At 61.0% G+C, this 16,994-nt stretch carries 14 protein-coding genes; 9 read left to right on the top strand and 5 right to left on the bottom strand.

Going from position 1 to position 16,994, the window contains the following annotated elements; all coding sequences use genetic code 11:
• Positions 1 to 6: 6 nt before the first annotated feature.
• Positions 7 to 3,675 (top strand): flavoprotein, encoded by a 3,669-nt coding sequence (locus ACR0NB_RS10415; protein ID WP_480775595.1) that lies wholly within the window; start codon positions 7 to 9, stop codon positions 3,673 to 3,675.
• Here the strand turns inward: ACR0NB_RS10415 and ACR0NB_RS10410 are convergent.
• Together ACR0NB_RS10410 and ACR0NB_RS10405 are read right to left on the bottom strand one after the other, a co-directional pair.
• Positions 3,632 to 4,873 carry a hypothetical protein gene (locus tag ACR0NB_RS10410; RefSeq protein ID WP_480775594.1) on the bottom strand — a complete coding sequence of 414 codons (1,242 nt, stop codon included), beginning with the start codon at positions 4,871 to 4,873 and terminating at the stop codon, positions 3,632 to 3,634. The two genes, ACR0NB_RS10415 and ACR0NB_RS10410, sit on opposite strands and share 44 nt — an antisense overlap.
• A complete protein-coding gene (locus ACR0NB_RS10405; RefSeq protein WP_480775593.1) occupies positions 4,870 to 8,169 on the bottom strand; it encodes an adenylate/guanylate cyclase domain-containing protein in 3,300 nt (1,099 codons plus the stop codon). The genes ACR0NB_RS10410 and ACR0NB_RS10405 overlap by 4 nt, the downstream gene beginning before the upstream one ends.
• Positions 8,170 to 8,449: 280 nt before the next feature.
• Between ACR0NB_RS10405 and napF the strand changes: the two genes are divergently transcribed.
• From napF to ACR0NB_RS10365, 8 genes are read left to right on the top strand one after another with little or no spacing between them, the layout of a single operon-like run.
• Positions 8,450 to 8,962, top strand: coding sequence for a ferredoxin-type protein NapF (napF, locus tag ACR0NB_RS10400; RefSeq protein WP_480775592.1), 513 nt, complete (start codon positions 8,450 to 8,452; stop codon positions 8,960 to 8,962).
• Positions 8,959 to 9,252 (top strand): chaperone NapD, encoded by a 294-nt coding sequence (locus ACR0NB_RS10395; RefSeq protein WP_093964450.1) that lies wholly within the window; start codon positions 8,959 to 8,961, stop codon positions 9,250 to 9,252. The genes napF and ACR0NB_RS10395 overlap by 4 nt, the downstream gene beginning before the upstream one ends.
• The gene (gene napA / locus ACR0NB_RS10390) at positions 9,249 to 11,741 is read left to right on the top strand and encodes a nitrate reductase catalytic subunit NapA (protein WP_480775591.1); all 2,493 of its coding nucleotides are present in this window, start codon (positions 9,249 to 9,251) and stop codon (positions 11,739 to 11,741) included. Before ACR0NB_RS10395 ends, napA begins: the two co-directional genes overlap by 4 nt.
• Before the next feature lie 27 nt (positions 11,742 to 11,768).
• Entirely contained in the window at positions 11,769 to 12,587 is an 819-nt protein-coding gene (napG, locus tag ACR0NB_RS10385) for a ferredoxin-type protein NapG (protein ID WP_480775590.1), read from the top strand.
• The gene (gene napH / locus ACR0NB_RS10380) at positions 12,584 to 13,501 is read left to right on the top strand and encodes a quinol dehydrogenase ferredoxin subunit NapH (RefSeq protein WP_170365084.1); all 918 of its coding nucleotides are present in this window, start codon (positions 12,584 to 12,586) and stop codon (positions 13,499 to 13,501) included. Before napG ends, napH begins: the two co-directional genes overlap by 4 nt.
• Positions 13,502 to 13,513: 12 nt before the next feature.
• Complete coding sequence (locus ACR0NB_RS10375) at positions 13,514 to 13,951, top strand: nitrate reductase cytochrome c-type subunit (protein ID WP_170339556.1); 438 nt, start codon at positions 13,514 to 13,516, stop codon at positions 13,949 to 13,951.
• 30 nt (positions 13,952 to 13,981) lie between these two features.
• Complete coding sequence (locus ACR0NB_RS10370; RefSeq protein WP_093964455.1) at positions 13,982 to 14,677, top strand: NapC/NirT family cytochrome c; 696 nt, start codon at positions 13,982 to 13,984, stop codon at positions 14,675 to 14,677.
• 12 nt (positions 14,678 to 14,689) lie between these two features.
• Positions 14,690 to 14,947, top strand: coding sequence for a hypothetical protein (locus tag ACR0NB_RS10365; RefSeq protein ID WP_170340171.1), 258 nt, complete (start codon positions 14,690 to 14,692; stop codon positions 14,945 to 14,947).
• Positions 14,948 to 14,962: 15 nt separating this feature from the next.
• Here the strand turns inward: ACR0NB_RS10365 and ACR0NB_RS10360 are convergent, their stop codons facing one another.
• The 3 genes from ACR0NB_RS10360 to ACR0NB_RS10350 form a co-directional block, all read right to left on the bottom strand.
• Complete coding sequence (locus ACR0NB_RS10360) at positions 14,963 to 15,433, bottom strand: phage holin family protein (RefSeq protein ID WP_480775589.1); 471 nt, start codon at positions 15,431 to 15,433, stop codon at positions 14,963 to 14,965.
• Between the two features lie 11 nt (positions 15,434 to 15,444).
• Positions 15,445 to 15,720 (bottom strand): hypothetical protein, encoded by a 276-nt coding sequence (locus tag ACR0NB_RS10355; protein ID WP_170367714.1) that lies wholly within the window; start codon positions 15,718 to 15,720, stop codon positions 15,445 to 15,447.
• A gap of 72 nt (positions 15,721 to 15,792) precedes the next feature.
• On the bottom strand, positions 15,793 to 16,875 hold the full coding sequence (locus ACR0NB_RS10350) for an AI-2E family transporter (RefSeq protein WP_480775588.1): 1,083 nt from the start codon (positions 16,873 to 16,875) through the stop codon (positions 15,793 to 15,795).
• Between the last annotated feature and the right edge of the window lie 119 nt (positions 16,876 to 16,994).

The following is a 16,994-nucleotide window of genomic DNA, read 5'->3' as shown; positions in this document are numbered from 1 at the left end:
CTGGCCGTGACCACACAGACGATTTCCAATTCAAAACCGATTGAAGCCACATCTGCCGATTGGGAGAAAATATTCGCCGTTCTGCCCGGCGAACAGGTGCGGCAGAGCGCCGAGCGGCTCAGGCAGCATTTCGATCTGTTCGAAGTTCTTGAGGACACGGTTCTGCCGCCGCGCGGGATGTATGTGGTTTTGGGCGGCATCGTGAAGCTGCGCCAGAACGACGTTGATCTGGCGACCGCCGATACCGGGGACTATTTCTACGAAGAGCATCTGGAGATCCGCGACATACCGGTCAGCCTGCAGGCCGTTGCCTTGCCCGGCACTCGGCTTGCCTTTCTGGCCAGTAACGAGTGGCTGGATATTCCCGCGGAAATTCGACGCGAATGCTACGCCACGCTGTTTGGCGATCTGGTCAGTGTGCATCTTCAGAATTTCCAGCAACCCATCAACTGCTGTAGTGTGACCGCGGCCGCGCTGAGCATGTCGGCGCTGGGCTTCAGCTGCGAGGTGAACGACATCTTCCGGGTGTGCGAACTGCCCACCAGCTTTGTCGTCAATGACGGCATCTCGCTGGGTGAGCTGTTCGACGTGGCGTGCACCTATATCCATTCGCAGGGTCTGCGCGACCTGGTGCAGGTCCAGGCCTATTTCATGGACGAGGCCACGACCTCGGTGCCACTGCTGCTTGAGGCGATTGACGAGTCCAATCGTCTGGGCGGAGACAACGACATTCTGGTGGCGAATTTTCAGGTTGGGGTCGCGCATGGCAAGCCCACCATGCCCGGCGGCCATTTCGCGGTGATCGCCAAGTGCAACCCCAGCACCGGGTTGGTGCACATGATGGACGTGCATCCCGAAAAATACGGCAAGCTATGGGTCACCACGATCGACCGCCTGTACGCGGCCATGTCCGACCGCGACGGCACCTCGATGCGGGCGCGCGGGCTGTTGCGGTTCTCTGCACGCGAAGCGGTCAAGACCACGCTGCAGACCTTCCGGCAGGACTGCAACTATGTGGACAGCACCAGGTATCTGGCCCGCGATCCCAAGAAGCGCCGCAACCTGTTCCGTCGGGCAAGCCCGAACATGAACAGCCTGGGCGTTCTGGCCGAAAGCCTGCAGATTTTGGGCGATGTCCAGGTCACCGAAGACAAGCTGCTGATCGCGACCCAGACCTCGTACACCGAGGCGCTGAGCCGGGTATCGACCGCCAAGAAGATGAGCGAGATGGCCCAGCGGTATCTGGCTGGAACGTCCGAGGTGCATATCGGCAGCACGTTCCGCAGCTATGCCGAACGACCCGGGAAGGACAAAAGGTCGCCGCAAGACTGGTTCCGGGATCAACTGCGCAGTCTGAACGAACATGAGGGACGCCACCTGATGATCAACATCGACTTCAACCGCGTGTTGGGGTTCGAGGTGATCCGGCCGCCCGAAAACGTGTTCCGCGAGACGGCGCTGCTGGAAGAGTTCTGGTGCTTGTGCGTGGCCTATGACGAAAAGGCCGATCTTGTAACGGTCGTAGATATGAGCCCGGCGACTTCGCAGGTTTGGCAGGCGCCGCGCGGGCATATCTTTCGCGGGCTGCGCGACCTGAAAAGCCCGGCCATGCTGGTGATCGAGGAGACCCAGCCCCCGGAAGACCCCAGCGACGTGGCGCGGATCGTCCGGGAAAACCCGCTGGTTCTGTTCTACGAGGATGAGGACCCATGGTCGAACATGCTGAAGAACATTCTGGCCAATATCGGCGCGACCGGTCTGAAATTGGTCGATGTCGCCGGACACGGGGCCAACGCCATGAAAATGCGCCGGCAACTGGTGGCGGAAAGCGGCAAGGAAAAGGTGCCTTATCTCTTCTTCCATGGGAAATGCCTGGGCAAGCGCAGCGACATCGTCGACATGATCCTCGAAGGCGGCCTGCAGGAAGACATGAAGAAAGCCGGTCTGCCTGTCTTGCTGCGCCACGAGTCGCCGAGCCTCGACAAGAACATCTTCGGATATCCCAAGGGCGGGTTGACAGCCCCGCCAAACGGTCGCCGGAACGTTCTGCTGTGCGCCTGCGGCTCGTCGGCTGCGGACAAGGTGCCTCAGTTGGTCGCCCGGATCACCGAGGCAGGTCACAACGTGAAACTGATCCCTTCGGTTTCGGCCGAAAAGTTCTTTCGCGATATCGGGACCGACAAGGCCAGCGAGGCCCGCAAGGCAAAAAAGACCGGGAAGAAAACCAAGACGGTTGACGACTACATCACCCACAATGACTACTACCGCGACGATGACGAGTGGAACTTTCGCTATACCGAGTTCGGGATGCCTTTGCGCGCATCGCATCTTGCGCTGTGCGACTGGGCCGATTGCGTGATCGTCGCGCCGGTCACCTGCAACACGATGGGCAAGATCGCCAACGGCATTGCCGACAACCTGCTGACCTCGGTTTTTGTGGCCTGGCAGTACCGCAACAAGCCGGCGATCCTTTGCCCGGCTTGCAACACCAACATGTGGAACAACGTCACCACCCAGAACAACGTCGAAAAGCTGCGCGATCTGGGGATTGATCTTGTGGGTCCCCGCAAGGGGCGCTTGTCGAACGGGATGATGGGCATCGGCATGATGGCCACGCCCGACCAGATCATGGAGGTGCTGGAAGAAGCCTTCGAAGAGCTGGAAAACCACGAACACAATATCTGCAAATGGGCGCAGGAGGCCGCGGCCTCGGATGACTTCGCCCAATGGGAGCCGGTGTTTCAGGCCATAGATGATGGGGTCGCCGGTATCGACATTGTCGATGACCATAATGGCGACACGCTGCTGCACTATGCGGCCGGGGGCGAGGGCGAGCTGACCGAGAACGGGCAAGACCTGGGAAAACCGGACATCGAGGCTGCCAAAGCCCTCATCGCAAGAGGTATCAACGTGAACGCGGTCAATGACCACGGATTTACCAGCCTGCATGTCGCCGCGATGAACAACTCGGCCGAGATGGTAGAAACACTGCTGGCGGCGGAGAGCATCGATGCAAGCCCTCTGATCCACTTCCTGCAGGATCGGGTGCGGTCCAGGGGCATCAGGGTGTCGGACGAGATCCGCGCGATGCTGGACGAATGGGCCAACACGCACGCCCTGTCAGAACCGGAAGAGGTGGAAGACGAAGACGACCTGATCGATGAACGCGAAAAGACCTATCTGTATTTTACCTACGGATCGCTCAAAAAAGGATTTCCCAACCACGACGCTCATGCGGACGTCCTGGATGATTTCGTTGGACAGGCGGTCACTCGGCAGCCCATGCCCCTGATCGTTCCGAAAGAGCCGTTTTGCGACAACCCGAACTGTGCCTATCTGCACCGCATGGCCACACTGGTGGATCGCAAGGGCACTGGCCGTCCAATCAAGGGCGAGGTCTACCGGGTCACCTCGGGCGGGTTGAAGGAACTCGACAAGCTCGAGGGTTTTCACGGACCGGGCGCGGCTGACAATGTCTATGTCCGCAAGCGGATCAATGTCCTGATGGATGGGGTAAAAAAACCGGCCTACGTCTACGTCATCGCCAATCCGGAAAAATACCTTGCCGAACTGGAAAGCGGTGCGTCCGAATTGGTCGACGAATACTCGATCGACATGGCCACAGGGACGCTCAAGCCCGGGTATGAGGCGGCCGCGAGCCGTCCTGATGCGTGATGGCCTCGGGGGCATCCGTTGACGGAGGTGACTTGAGGCTGAGGTTGTAGGCGGTGATCGCGATCATGCAGCTCAGGACAAATGGCCAGAACGCGGCCTTCGGAATCAGGTTGTCACGATAGTGGATCAAGCGCAGCGACGGTGCGGACTCGGAGACGAACAGATAGGTGTTCACCGAGACAACAAGCAGCATGAAGTACATCAGGAAAAAGAAGGACTCCATGTAGATCACCGGTGACCCGGCAAAACCCTCGCGCAATTGCACATGCGCCAGCAGGATCACGAAGAACAGGACCGAGCAGGTTCCGATCACGCTTGAGGTGCTGAAATCGTGCCGTTCGACCAGGTTCGGCTTCCGCGTCACCGTCATTACGGCGCCGAACAGAAGCATCGTGACTACGATCAATGGGATCATGTGCACCACGAAGGCGTTCGCAAAGTTGCGTTTGATGACAAAGTTGTAGTGCAGTTCGGGCAGTCTGGTCTGAAACTCGTTCTGGTTGATGCCCAGCGTCGTGTCCAAATCGGACAGCTTGTAGTCAAAATAGGTGTTTTCGCGTTCCCAAGTGCCCATGACGATGCGGTTGTCGATCCCGAAAATGTCCTTTGGCCCAGTCGCGGGATAGGCGTCGAAGTCGGGAACCAAGGCGACGTTCACGTCAAACCGGCCCGGCCAGAACCGCACCCAGACGGTTTTGTGGTCGAAAGGATAGCTGGTGTAGTCGAAGGACTGGCGCAGGGTCTGCTCAAAGTACCAGCCGATCACTTCGCCGCCGGGTTCTGGCATCCGGTAGGCTTCTTCGATAAGGCCGCTCCCGACATCCACGGACTCGGGCAGAAGGAACCCGGCCTGACCGGGTTCGGGTTTTATCGCGTCATGGACGCCGGTTTGATAGTGCTGCCAGACATAGCCCGTGACGTGGACATCGCTTGCGTCGACGAAACTGAAGGATTTGAGGAATATTCCCGTCCTGACCCGATAATCCGGCGCGTTCTCCAGCGACTCCAGGTAGGAATCGACCGAGGCTTGATCCGGCAATTGGGTCGGGTCCTGCTCGAAATGGTTCAGCGATGCCCATAGGTAGAACAATACGGCCGTCAGTATCAGCGACACGAGGCCTGACAGACCCCAGACCTTTTTCTCGACCGTCATTACGCGCCCTGTTTCTTCCTGTTGTTCCATCGTCATGCGGTTCATGCCGTCGGTTGACCGGCCATCCCGGCCACCGGAAAATCCAGATGCCCCATCAGCGACCGCACCACGCCCAGATCATCGAACTGTGATCGAAGTCCTGGAAACTCGGCGTGGTCAGACAGGGCGAGGCCCTGTTGCCCGGTCGCAGCAAGAAGACGGGTGTGACGGATGGACAGATCGGCCATCGACAGCGGCTCCGAGGCGGTGAACTCGGACAAGGCGTCGGCAAAGCGGATCGCGCGGTCCCAATTCTGGCGGGCCAGCATCACGGCGCAGGCGTCTGCGTAGAAATGCAGGTGGCTATGCCCAACGCAGCCTTCGCCCAGTATCCGGACGCCCTGATCCAACAGATCATCCTGGGCATCCGGATCGTCCAGAGCCAAGGCCAATGCCGACAGCGCCTTGGGGCCGACAAAGTTGCGGCCATGTTCCAACGCGATTTCCACGGCGCGCCGCCCCACCTGTTCAGCCTCGTGCCTTTGCCCGGCATAAACCTGCGCCCGCGCCAAGTGTTCCAGCGCCTGAGCCTCGAGTCGCTTGGCACCGACACGTTGGGCGATATCGGCGGATTGGATGAAGGCCTGCAGCGCACCGTCCAAGTCATCCTGAAAGGTGCACGCGACGCCCAGGCAGGTCTGCGCGACACATTCCGGCACGAAGGCAAAGTATTTCTGCGAGATTTCGATGGCTTCCTGCGCATCGGCCCGACCTTGCGCCACGTCACCCGAGTAACTGCGGGCAACACTCAGATTGTGAAGGTTGGCGGCCAGGTCCCGGACCAGTCCTTTGTCCCGCGCTCTTTCGACGGCCTGAGTGTAGAACCCTGCGGCGGTACGCATTGCGGCATTCATGAAATTCGCATCGCCAAAGCCGCTGAGGGCGCCGACCTCCAGCCGGACGGATTCCAGTTTGCGGGCCAGCGTCAGCGCTTTTTCGTTGCTTTGCAGAGCATCCGCGACCCGTCCCAGTGGGAAATAGATGTTTCCGCGAACATAGCTGATCTGGGCCAGATCCCGTTCCGATCCATTGCGGTCAGCGGCGGCCTCGGCGATGTCGAGGCTGTGCAGCGCATCCTGGTACAGGCTGGCCTGGCGTGCGGCTTGTGCCAGACCGATATGAACGCGGCAACTCTGCGCGTCAGTCTCGGCCAAGGCAGCGGCTTCGTTGAATTCGCTCAGGGCCTCGTCCGACAGGCCCTGAAGTCGATGGGTTTCCGCGCGGGCACACATCAGGTCAAACCGGATACCCGGCGGCGCCGAAAGCTCGAGCGCGCGTTCGATCAGCGGGCTGGCCTCGTCAAACTGGAAGGCATGAATCAGGTTTTCGGCGGCCTCCAGATAAGCTTCGGCTGCGTTGGAGGCGTCGGCACGGTCCAGGTGTTGGGCGCGCAAGGTGGCGTCCTTGCCTTCGTACCAGCTTGCTGCCTGCCGGTGCAGTCGGGCGCGCTCGGACTTGACCAGCGTAGCATAGGATCCGTCGCGGATCAGAGCATGCGCAAACATCAGATCTGCCCCGGCCTCGCGGATCAGGGCCGAGCGGATCAGGTCGGACGTGTCCAGATGGCCTTCACCCAGCAGATAATTCAGAACTTCGGGCGAGAACCGCTGCCCCAGAACCGATGCTGCCTGAATCGCCGTTCTGCTACGACGATCCAACCCGTCCAGACGGGATTGCACGATGCCTTGGATGCTGCCGGGGACAGTGTCGCGGGTCAGGCCGTCGATATTACGCAGCAGTTGCTCGAGAAACAGCGGATTGCCTCCGGCGCGTTGCACGCAGGTTTCCAACAGCTCGGGGTCGATGGCGGTGAATTCCTCGACCAGTTTCCGCGCCTGTTCGTCACCCATCGGTGACAGCTCAAGCTTGGACACCAGCGCACCATCCGTTCCCATCTGCCATTCCCGATCGATCGGGTCGCCTTCGACCCGGCTGGTCATCATCAGAACGCAAGGCAGGTCCCGCGTCGCGGCAGCCATGTAAGAGCACATGGTCAGAATGTCCGGTGGCGCCCAATGGATGTCCTCGACCTGGAGCAGAAGGGGGGCCTCGCGGCTGCGGGCCTGCAGCAGTTCGTCGATGACCTGTCGCCGACCCCGCATGCGTGCGGCGTTGTCCATCGCGGCATAGACTTCGGCCAGCCCGGGATCCTGTTCAAGTTCGAGCAAGGCGCTCAGATGGGCTGAGCTGGCGGGGTTGATCCACCTCCGGCTGATCGCGTCATGAGCGGCTGCGGTGCTGGCATCGGAGTCGTCGGTCGGGTCGAGCCCCAGAAGGCTGCGGGCGATGGACTGGATGGCCGAATGCCCTTCGCGTGTGCCGAAATCCATCACCACGCCCCCGTGGATCGAATAGGACCGGTTTGCGGCCAGCTCGGCCACCTGTTCCGAAAAGTGGGTCTTGCCGATACCGGGTTCGCCAAGAATGATGTGAACCTCACCCTTTCCATGGCGCTGGCACCGGTCGAATGTTGCCGAGAACAGCGACATCTCGCGTTCCCGCCCGATGAATTTGTGGCGCCGCGTGCGAATGTTCCGGGCCAGACGGTCCAGACGCCAGATTCCGACCTCCTTGTTAAGGCCCTTGATTGCCTTGGTGCCGATCGCCTCGCCGACGAACAGTGGGCCAAGCGCGCGCTGGATGTCATCCGACACCAGCGTCTGACCCGGCGCAGAAATGTCGGTCAGGCGGGACGCTAGATTCACGCCGTCCCCGGTCACGGTGTATTCGGTATGGGCCTCGCTTCCGGTGGTGCTGGCGATGACCTGCCCCGAGGCGATGCCGATATGGCACGACAGGGGCGGGTCAAGTGTGGGCAGCGCGGCGTGAATCTCCAGCGCGGCGCGGGCCGCCCGTTCGGTGTCATTGGTGTGCGAGATCGGCGCCCCGAACACCGCCATGACGGCGTCTCCGATATGCTTGTCGATCCGGCCTCCAAATTTCTCGACGGCGCGATCAACCTTGCCGAAGAATGCATTCAGCAGCGCGTGCATGTCTTCGGCGTCGTGTTCGCTGGACAATTTGGTAAAGCCGGTCAGGTCCGCGAACAGAACAGTGACCTGACGTTTTGCCGGTTCCAGTTCGACCTCGGGTTCAAACGCGCCGACGGTTTCCGGGACGTCCAGCTCGGATATCGCGCGCAGCAACCGGCGACGGTCGCCGACGGCAGTCACCCCGATCTCGCGCAAATCCTCGCCCGTAAGTTCAGGAAGAATTGCAAAGTCGATTTTGTTTTCCGCGAACGCTTGGGCGTAATCGGACAACCCAAGGGCGCTCAGCCATTCCCTTAGGTCGCCAGACATTGGTGCCCTCAGAAGTATCCACCCGCAGGCAGCCTAGTACAGACCACCGGGTCGAGTCTGCATTTTTATAGTAATATTCGATTATGACTGCGCAATCCGCTGCTGCCGGTCCTGCGGATCAGCTTTGTGCCGCGCCTTTCCAGAGTTGGATTTCAGGAAGGATTCGTTTGCTCAATCCATGAGCAAATCTGATCAAGATCAAGTCAGAGTTGACTCGTATCCGCTATCCACGCAGCATGAACGGAGTACCACAAATGTTTCTAGAACAGGTGGGCGGCACATGTCTGCAGTAGCCAGCAGGCGCGCGTTCCTGACAGGATGCCTGCCTCGCGAAGACGACAGCGTGAAGCGGCCGCCAGGAGCGGCGCGCGAAAACTTCCACGATCTCTGCACTCGATGCGGCGACTGTGTCTCGGTTTGCCCCGAGGATGTCCTGGCGATGGACGACGCGGGCTTGCCGGTGTTTCAGCCGCAGCAGGGTGGCTGCACCTTTTGCGGAGGCTGCGCGGATGCCTGCAAGACCGACGCATTGAGCCTGGACCGGTTCGCCGAGTGGCCGTTGCGCGCGAAAGTGTCCGACACCTGCCTTTCGGCAAATGGAGTCAGTTGCCGGGTGTGCCAGGACAGCTGCGATCAAGGGGCCATCCGATTCCGCCTGAAAACCGGAGGCCGCGCCGAAGTGAACCTGGACCTGGCATCATGTGTCGGTTGCGGGGCCTGCTCGGCCGCATGCCCGACCGGTGCCGTTTCCCTCGAGAGATACCAGCCCGCCACAGTGGAGGTGCGTGAATGAATATCTGTGGATGCCTCGTGCATGTCGCGCCGGACCAGACCTCAGCGGCACGGTCGGCGATGACCGCGTTCGACGGGGTCGAAATCCATGCCGAATCCGACGACAGCCGGTTCGTTGTCGTCGTCGAGGACACGCCGACACGGTTGGCGTCCGAGATCATCATGGACCTGCACCAGATCCCCGGGGTCGTTTCACTGACCCTGACATATCACCATTTCGAAGATCTCGCGGAGACCCGTCCGCGTCCTGAAACTCCCAGCCAAGATTCCAGCCGGAGGCCCTTGTCATGACCATTTCCGAATCTCGCCGTACGTTTCTGAAAGCAACCGCCGCCGCCGCGACAGCGTCCGCGGCCGGTATCCCGCTGGCGACTGGCCAAGCTGCCGCCCAAGTCGCCAATGCCGACATCCGCTGGGATAAGGCACCTTGCCGGTTCTGCGGCACGGGCTGCTCGGTTCTGGTGGGCACCAAGGAAGACCGCGTGGTTGCCACGCAAGGCGACCCGGACGCTCCGGTGAACCGGGGGCTGAACTGCATCAAGGGCTATTTCCTCTCCAAGATCATGTACGGCAAGGACCGTCTGACCACCCCGTTGCTGCGCAAATCTAACGGCGTCTATGACAAGAACGGTGACTTCGAACCTGTCAGCTGGGACGAAGCCTTCGACGTGATGGCCGAGAAGTGGAAAGAGGCGCTGGCCAAGAAAGGCCCGACCAGCGTGGGCATGTTCGGCTCGGGACAGTGGACCGTGTGGGAGGGCTATGCCGCGGCCAAGCTGATGAAGGCCGGGTTCCGATCGAACAACATCGACCCGAACGCGCGGCACTGCATGGCCTCGGCCGTGGTGGGCTTCATGCGCACCTTCGGCATCGATGAGCCGATGGGCTGCTATGACGACCTCGAACATGCCGACACGTTCGTGCTGTGGGGTTCCAACATGGCCGAGATGCATCCGATCCTGTGGTCGCGCCTGACCGATACGCGCCTTACCAAGCCGGGCGCGCAGGTGCATGTGCTGTCCACCTTCGAGCACCGCTCGTTCGAGCTGGCCGACAACGGCATCATCTTCAAGCCGCAGACCGACCTGGCGATCCTGAACTACATCGCCAACTACATCATCCAGACCGGCGCGGTGAACGAGGAGTTCGTCAAGAACCACGTCAACATCACCAAGACCGCCACCGACATCGGTTACGGCCTGCGCGAGACCAACCCGCTGCAACAGGCCGCTGCGAACCCGGACTCGGGCAAGCTGGAGCCGATCTCGTTCGAGGAATACGCCGCCTCGGTTGCCGACTACACGCTGGAGTACGTCTCTGAGTTGTCGGGCGTGCCGGCGAACCAGCTTGAGCAACTGGCCAAGGAATATGCCGACCCGAACCGCAAGGTCATGAGTCTGTGGACCATGGGCTTCAATCAGCACACCCGCGGGTCCTGGGTGAACTCGTTGATGTACAACGTGCACCTGCTGGTGGGCAAAATCTCCGAGCCGGGCAACTCGCCGTTCTCGCTGACCGGTCAGCCTTCGGCCTGTGGCACCGCGCGCGAGGTTGGCACTTTTGCGCACCGTCTGCCCGCCGACATGGTGGTGACCAATGATGAACACCGCAAGATCACCGAGACCAAGTGGAACATTCCCGCAGGCACCATTCCGCCCAAGCCGGGTTTCCACGCGGTTCTGCAGAACCGCAAGCTGAAGGATGGTGACCTGAACGTCTATTGGGTGCAGTGCAACAACAACATGCAGGCCGCGCCCAATATCAACGAGGAAGGCTATCCCGGCTATCGCAACCCAGAAAACTTCATCGTCGTATCGGATCCGTACCCAACGGTGACTGCCGTTGCGGCCGACCTGATCCTGCCCACCGCCATGTGGGTCGAGAAAGAAGGCGCCTATGGCAACGCCGAACGCCGCACCCAGTTCTGGCGTCAGCAGGTCAAGGCCCCGGGCGAGGCCAAGTCGGACCTGTGGCAGCTGATGGAGTTCTCGAAACGCTTCACCGTCGAGGAGGTTTGGGACGAAGAACTGCTGGCCAAGATGCCCGAGCATCGCGGCAAGACCCTGTTCGACGTGCTGTTTGCCAACGGCAAGATCGACCAGTATCCGCTGTCGGAAACCGCCGAAGGGTTCCACAACGATGAGTCCGAGCATTTCGGCTTCTACGTCCAGAAGGGCCTGTTCGAGGAATATGCCAGCTTTGGCCGCGGCCACGGGCACGATCTGGCGCCCTTCGAAACCTATCATCAGGCTCGCGGGTTGCGCTGGCCGGTCGTGGACGGGAAAGAGACGCTCTATCGCTTCCGCGAGGGCTACGATTCCTATGTGCCTGAGGGTGCCGGTGTCAAATTCTATGGTCACAAAGACGGCAAGGCCAAAATCATCTTTGCGCCCTACGAACCGGCAGCAGAGGAGCCGGACGAAGAGTTCGATCTGTGGCTGTGCACCGGCCGGGTGCTGGAGCACTGGCATTCCGGGTCGATGACCCGCCGCGTACCGGAGCTTCACCGCGCCTTCCCCGCCGCCGTGGTGTTCATGCACCCCGAGGACGCCAAGGAACGCGGTGTGCGCCGCGGGCAGGAGATCGTGCTGTCCACGCGCCGCGGCGAGGTGATCAGCCGGGTCGAGACCCGCGGGCGCAACAAGGTGCCGCGTGGCCTCGTGTTCATGCCTTGGTTCGACGAGGGCCAGCTGACCAACAAGCTGACGCTGGATGCGACCTGCCCGCTGTCGAAAGAGACGGACTTCAAGAAATGCGCCTGCAAGGTCGAGCGGGCGTAAGGACAGGGGTCGCAAAGGTTGCGTGTGATGTCTCTGGTCGGCAAACCTCTCTCGCCGCAACGGCGCCGGTTCCTGCAGGACTCGGCGCGCGCGGCGGGTGGCTGTCTGGTCGCCGGGTCGTTGCTGGCCTATCTGGCCCGCGACGCCCGCGCCCTGCCGACCGAGGCCTTGCGCCCGCCGGGGGCATTGCCCGAAGATGGCTTTCTGGGGGCCTGCATCCGCTGCGGACTCTGCGTCCGCGATTGCCCCTATGACACGTTGAAGCTGGCCGAGCTGGGGGTCGATGCGGTGGCGACCGGTACACCGTATTTCATCGCCCGCGACGTGCCCTGCGAGATGTGCGAAGACATCCCCTGTGTTGCGGCCTGCCCGACCGGAGCGCTGGACAAGGGGTTGCAGGACATTGACGACGCCAAGATGGGTGTTGCGGTTCTGGTGGATCAGGAGAACTGCCTGAACTTCCTGGGGCTGCGCTGCGACGTTTGCTATCGCGTCTGCCCCGTCATCGACGAGGCGATCACGCTGGAGTTGTCGCACAACGACCGTTCCGGCCACCACGCGATCTTTGCGCCGACGGTTCATGCCGACCACTGCACTGGCTGCGGTGTCTGCGAGAAAAGCTGCGTTCTGCCCGAGGCGGCGATCAAGGTTTTGCCCGCACGGCTGGCGCGTGGCAGTTCGGCCGAGCACTATCGCAAGGGATGGGAAGAAAAGGCCGAAAAGGGCGGGCCGCTGGTCGAAGGCATCTTCGACCTGCCCGATCGCCTGCCCGGACCGGGCGCGGACAACCTTGCCGCGCCGGGCGGGTACGAACCGGGCTACAACCTTCCGGGGGCAGGCCAATGACGGCGCGGACACATATGCCCGTCGGGCACGAGGCCCGCGAGGTCAAGGGATGGGTCGGCGCCCATCGGTTCCTGCTGCTGCGGCGGTTCAGTCAGGTGTTCTTTCTGGCGCTGTTCCTGTTGGGACCGTGGTTCGGCATCTGGATCGTCAAGGGCACGCTGGCCGGATCGTTGACGCTGGACGTGCTGCCGCTGACCGATCCGTTCATCCTGCTGCAGGGGCTGGTGGCCGGCCACTGGCCGGAAATGACCGCGCTGATCGGCGGGCTGATCGTTCTGGTGGCCTATGCGCTGATCGGAGGGCGGGTCTATTGCTCGTGGGTGTGCCCGATCAACCCGGTCACGGATGCCGCGCATTGGCTGCACCGTCGGCTGGACCTGTCCAAAGGCTGGCAGCCCAAACGCAGCACCCGATTGTGGATATTGGCGACCGTTCTGATCGTGTCCGCCCTGACCGGCGTGATTGCATGGGAACTGGTGAACCCCATCACCATGCTGCACCGCGGGCTGGTCTTTGGCATGGGTTTTGTCTGGGCGATGGTCGTGGCGATCTTTGTCTTTGACCTGTTCGTGGCCCGGCACGGATGGTGCGGCCATATCTGCCCGGTCGGTGCCTTCTACGGCCTGATCGGCGCCAAGAGCCTGCTGCGGGTCAGCGCGACCAATCGCGCCGCCTGTGACGACTGCATGGATTGCTATGCGGTCTGTCCGGAGAACCAGGTGATCTCGCCCGCACTGAAGGGCAAGCCGGGATCCAGCCCGCTGATCCTGTCGCCCGATTGCACCACATGCGGCCGCTGCATCGACGTGTGCTCGGTCGACGTATTCAAACTTACCCACCGGTTCGATGACGCCGTCGTCGCGCCACCCGATCCAGCCGCCGCGCCAGAACCGCGCGCCGCCAGACCTGCTTAAGGGAGTGCCAAGATGAAAAAATCAATAGCGACAGGCGCAATAGCCCTGATCCCTGTTCTTCTTGTGACCGGGCTTGCCTTTGCGCAATCCGCGTCCGTGACCACGTTGCGAGGCGTGGATATCGATGATCCGGCCATCCTAGATGATGTGCACCGCAACATCGAAGGGCGCATGCAGCGCAACTATCGCCAGCAGCCGCCGCTGATCCCGCACAAGATCGACCAGTACCAGATCGACATCCGCACCAATCAGTGCCTGTCCTGCCACGACTGGACCAAGGCCGGTGAGCGCAACGCGCCGACCCTGTCGATGACCCACTATCTGGATCGCGAAGGCAACGAGCTCGATCAGATCGCGGGCACCCGGTATTTCTGCAACCAGTGCCATGTGCCGCAGGCGGATGCGCCGGCCCTGGTCGACAACCTGTTCCAGCCCTCGGCCGGAAACTGATCCAGCTTTGGACTGAAAGGAGCACCAAATATGGCAGACTCTCCTGAAAAGCGCGGCTTGATCGGCCGCATCTGGGCGTGGATCTGGACTCCGGCCGCCGCGTTCAGCGCAGGCTTTCTGGTTCTGGCGGGCTTTCTTGCCGGCATCCTGTTCTGGGGTGGGTTCCACTGGACCCTTGAGATGACGAATACCGAAGAATTCTGCGTCTCGTGCCACACGATGGAAACCAACCTTGGCGAATACCGGGAGACGATCCACTACAACAACCATTCCGGCGTACGGGCCATCTGTTCCGATTGCCACGTGCCCAAGGAATGGAGCTTCAAGATCGAAGCCAAGATCATGGCGGTGAAAGACGTCTATCACGAGCTGGTCGGCACCATCAGCACGCCCGAGAAATACGAGGATCACCGCCTGCAGATGGCCTCGGCCGTGTGGAAAAAGATGAAGGCCTCGGACAGCCGCGAATGCCGCAACTGTCACAATTTCGAATACATGGACTTCACCATTCAGGAAACGCGCGCCGCCAACGAACACCAGCGTGCGATCGACGAGAACATGACCTGCATCGACTGCCACCAGGGCATCGCGCACAGCCTGCCGCCGGGCTATCTGGAGGAGTATCAGAAAGTGGTCGCCTCGCTGGATCCGGTGACCGGCACCGAAATTGCCCAGAGTACCGGCGCGGCCGAGATCCGATCATTCCTGAACAGCACATCCGACTAGGAGTGGCACGACATGCTTGAAATTCTTGGAACAATCGGCGGCAATATCCTGAGCCTGCCCGGCATTCTGGGCCTTGCGGTGGGCATGATGACCCGCCAACTGTGGTTGGCCGCGACCATGGGCGCGGTGATCGGCATACTGGAAACCCTGGCTTTTGCGCATTGGGCCTTTGCCAAGGTCGAGCCCATGGAGCTGATAATCGGCGTGCTGGTCGGTGTGTGCGCCAGCAGCATTGGCTGTCTGATCCGCCAGAAAGGGGCGACCGTCTAGGGCGACAGTCGCCGCTTACTCTTTGCGGTTCTTCAGGTGTTTCAGAACGGCGCTTGCGGTCATGGTCACCAACCCGGGGGCAAGCGTTCCCAGAGGGTCGCGTGAGACGGTTCTAAGGTCGCGGACCGTCTCGCGAGCCTCTGACATCATGTCCTGAATCTCGGCCTCGATATCGCCGATCGCCATGTCGCGCAGTTCTGCTACTGGCGCAGTGTCGGCCTCGGCGCTGACCGAGTTGGCGATGGCCGCGAGTATCAGCGCCACGATCAGGTTGATCAGGGCGATGACCAGTGCAGCCAACGGCTTGGACATCACTGACGCCAGAGCAAGATAGCCCGCGACATTCAGCATGATGATGGCCAACCCGCCCGCCAATCCGGCTGCGGCGAAAAAGCCTGCGCGTTTGGCCAAGACGGTCATGTTCCGCTGAGCGATCAGCCGTTCGGTGCGCAGGATGATGGAAATGTTTCGGGAAATGCGGCTCATCTGACTGTCTCCTACCTGGACCGACCGATCACGTAGCCCAGAGCGAAAACGCCCAGGGCGAACAGGATGGCTTTCTTGTGTGGCATGGCATCCAGCTCGGCCAGCGCGGTCTCGATCTCACCGGACCAGTCTTCGAACTCGGCTGACAACTTGTCGGGAATGTCCTGGACGGCCTCTTTCACCTTTTCGCCCGCTTTGCGCGCGCCCGTTTTTTTCTCCTCGGCTTGCTCTTCAAGCTGTCGCTTCAACTCAGCAACCTGCTGTTCAAGTTCCGCTTTGGTAACCATTGGCGTTGTCCTTTCGTGAAGCGGCCAGTCGCGCGGGCGATGGGCCGATAATCCGGTTTGGCGGCATCGAGATCAGTCTTTTGGGCCCACGCGGCCATCGCCCGACATCAGTATGGCGATGGGGCGCGTGGCCGGAATGTGGGTCAGAATGATCATGATGCAGACGGTGATCGGAACGCTCATCAGCGCACCGGGAATGCCCCAGATCGCGGTCCAGAATGTCAGGGCCAGTATGACCATAAGAGGGGACAGGTTCAGGCTTTTGCCCAGCAAGGTCGGCTCAAGAATATTTCCGACCGAGAATTGCACGGCCCCGCACCCCAACAGCACCATCAGGAACGGGCTCAGTTCCTCGAACTGGACAAGAGCGACCAGAGAGGGCAGGGCGACACCAATGATGGACCCGACCGTGGGAATGAAATTCAACAGAAAGGCCAGAACCGCCCAGGTCTCGGCAAAATCCAACCCGACCGCCCACATGACAAGAAAGCTGCCGAACCCGGTTAGCGCGCTGACGAAAGTCTTGATCCCGACATAGCGCTGGATGCTGGCGGACGTGCTGTGCAGCACGTTGCGAACTTTGTTGGCAAGCCTTGGATCCGAGATCGCGAGGTCAATCTTGGTCTGCATCGGCAGGCGTTCAACCAGCATGAACGGCACGTAGAGCAGCACAAGGAAGAAGGCGCTGAGAAAGGCGCCGGCGGACCCGATGATGCTGCCGGCAAAACCCGACAGGTTGATCTGGCTCAGAGCCTTCTGGGCCGCAGCATAGTTCTCGTTGCCGACGAGGGCGACAAGTTTTGCCAGAATACCGGACAGGCGCTCTTCGTATTTCGGGAAAGCCTCGGACACCAGACCGGCCTGGCTGGACAGGATCGACAGGATGATCAGCAATCCAAACAGGATCAGGCACAAGGCCCCAAGATGCGCCATCCATTTCGGTACGGAATGGCCCAGAATGACGATCCGGTGGATCCGGTCAGATGTTGCAGTGAGCAGCACAAACAACAGTATGGCGAAGGCAAGCGGTATCAGAACCGAGGACGCCAGCACCAATGACGCGATGGTCAGAAACAGCAGAACAACCAGCTGATACCAGAAGGTCAGCCCAGGCTTGCCCACGCGTTGGTTGTCGGCCTTGGGTTGAGTTGCCATGCACGTCTCCTGCGGGCTCAGCACCATTGCGGCCCGCCACCGTTGGTCGGTTCCGCCATTAGGCACAGATATTCGGCTGTTCTCAAACAAAATTCTCGAAAGAGTTGATTTCTGGACAG

The organism is Ruegeria sp. CG3 (genome assembly GCF_056537205.1).
The sequence above is the reverse complement of the archived record's forward strand: the minus strand, read 5'-3'. Positions and strand labels throughout refer to the sequence as shown.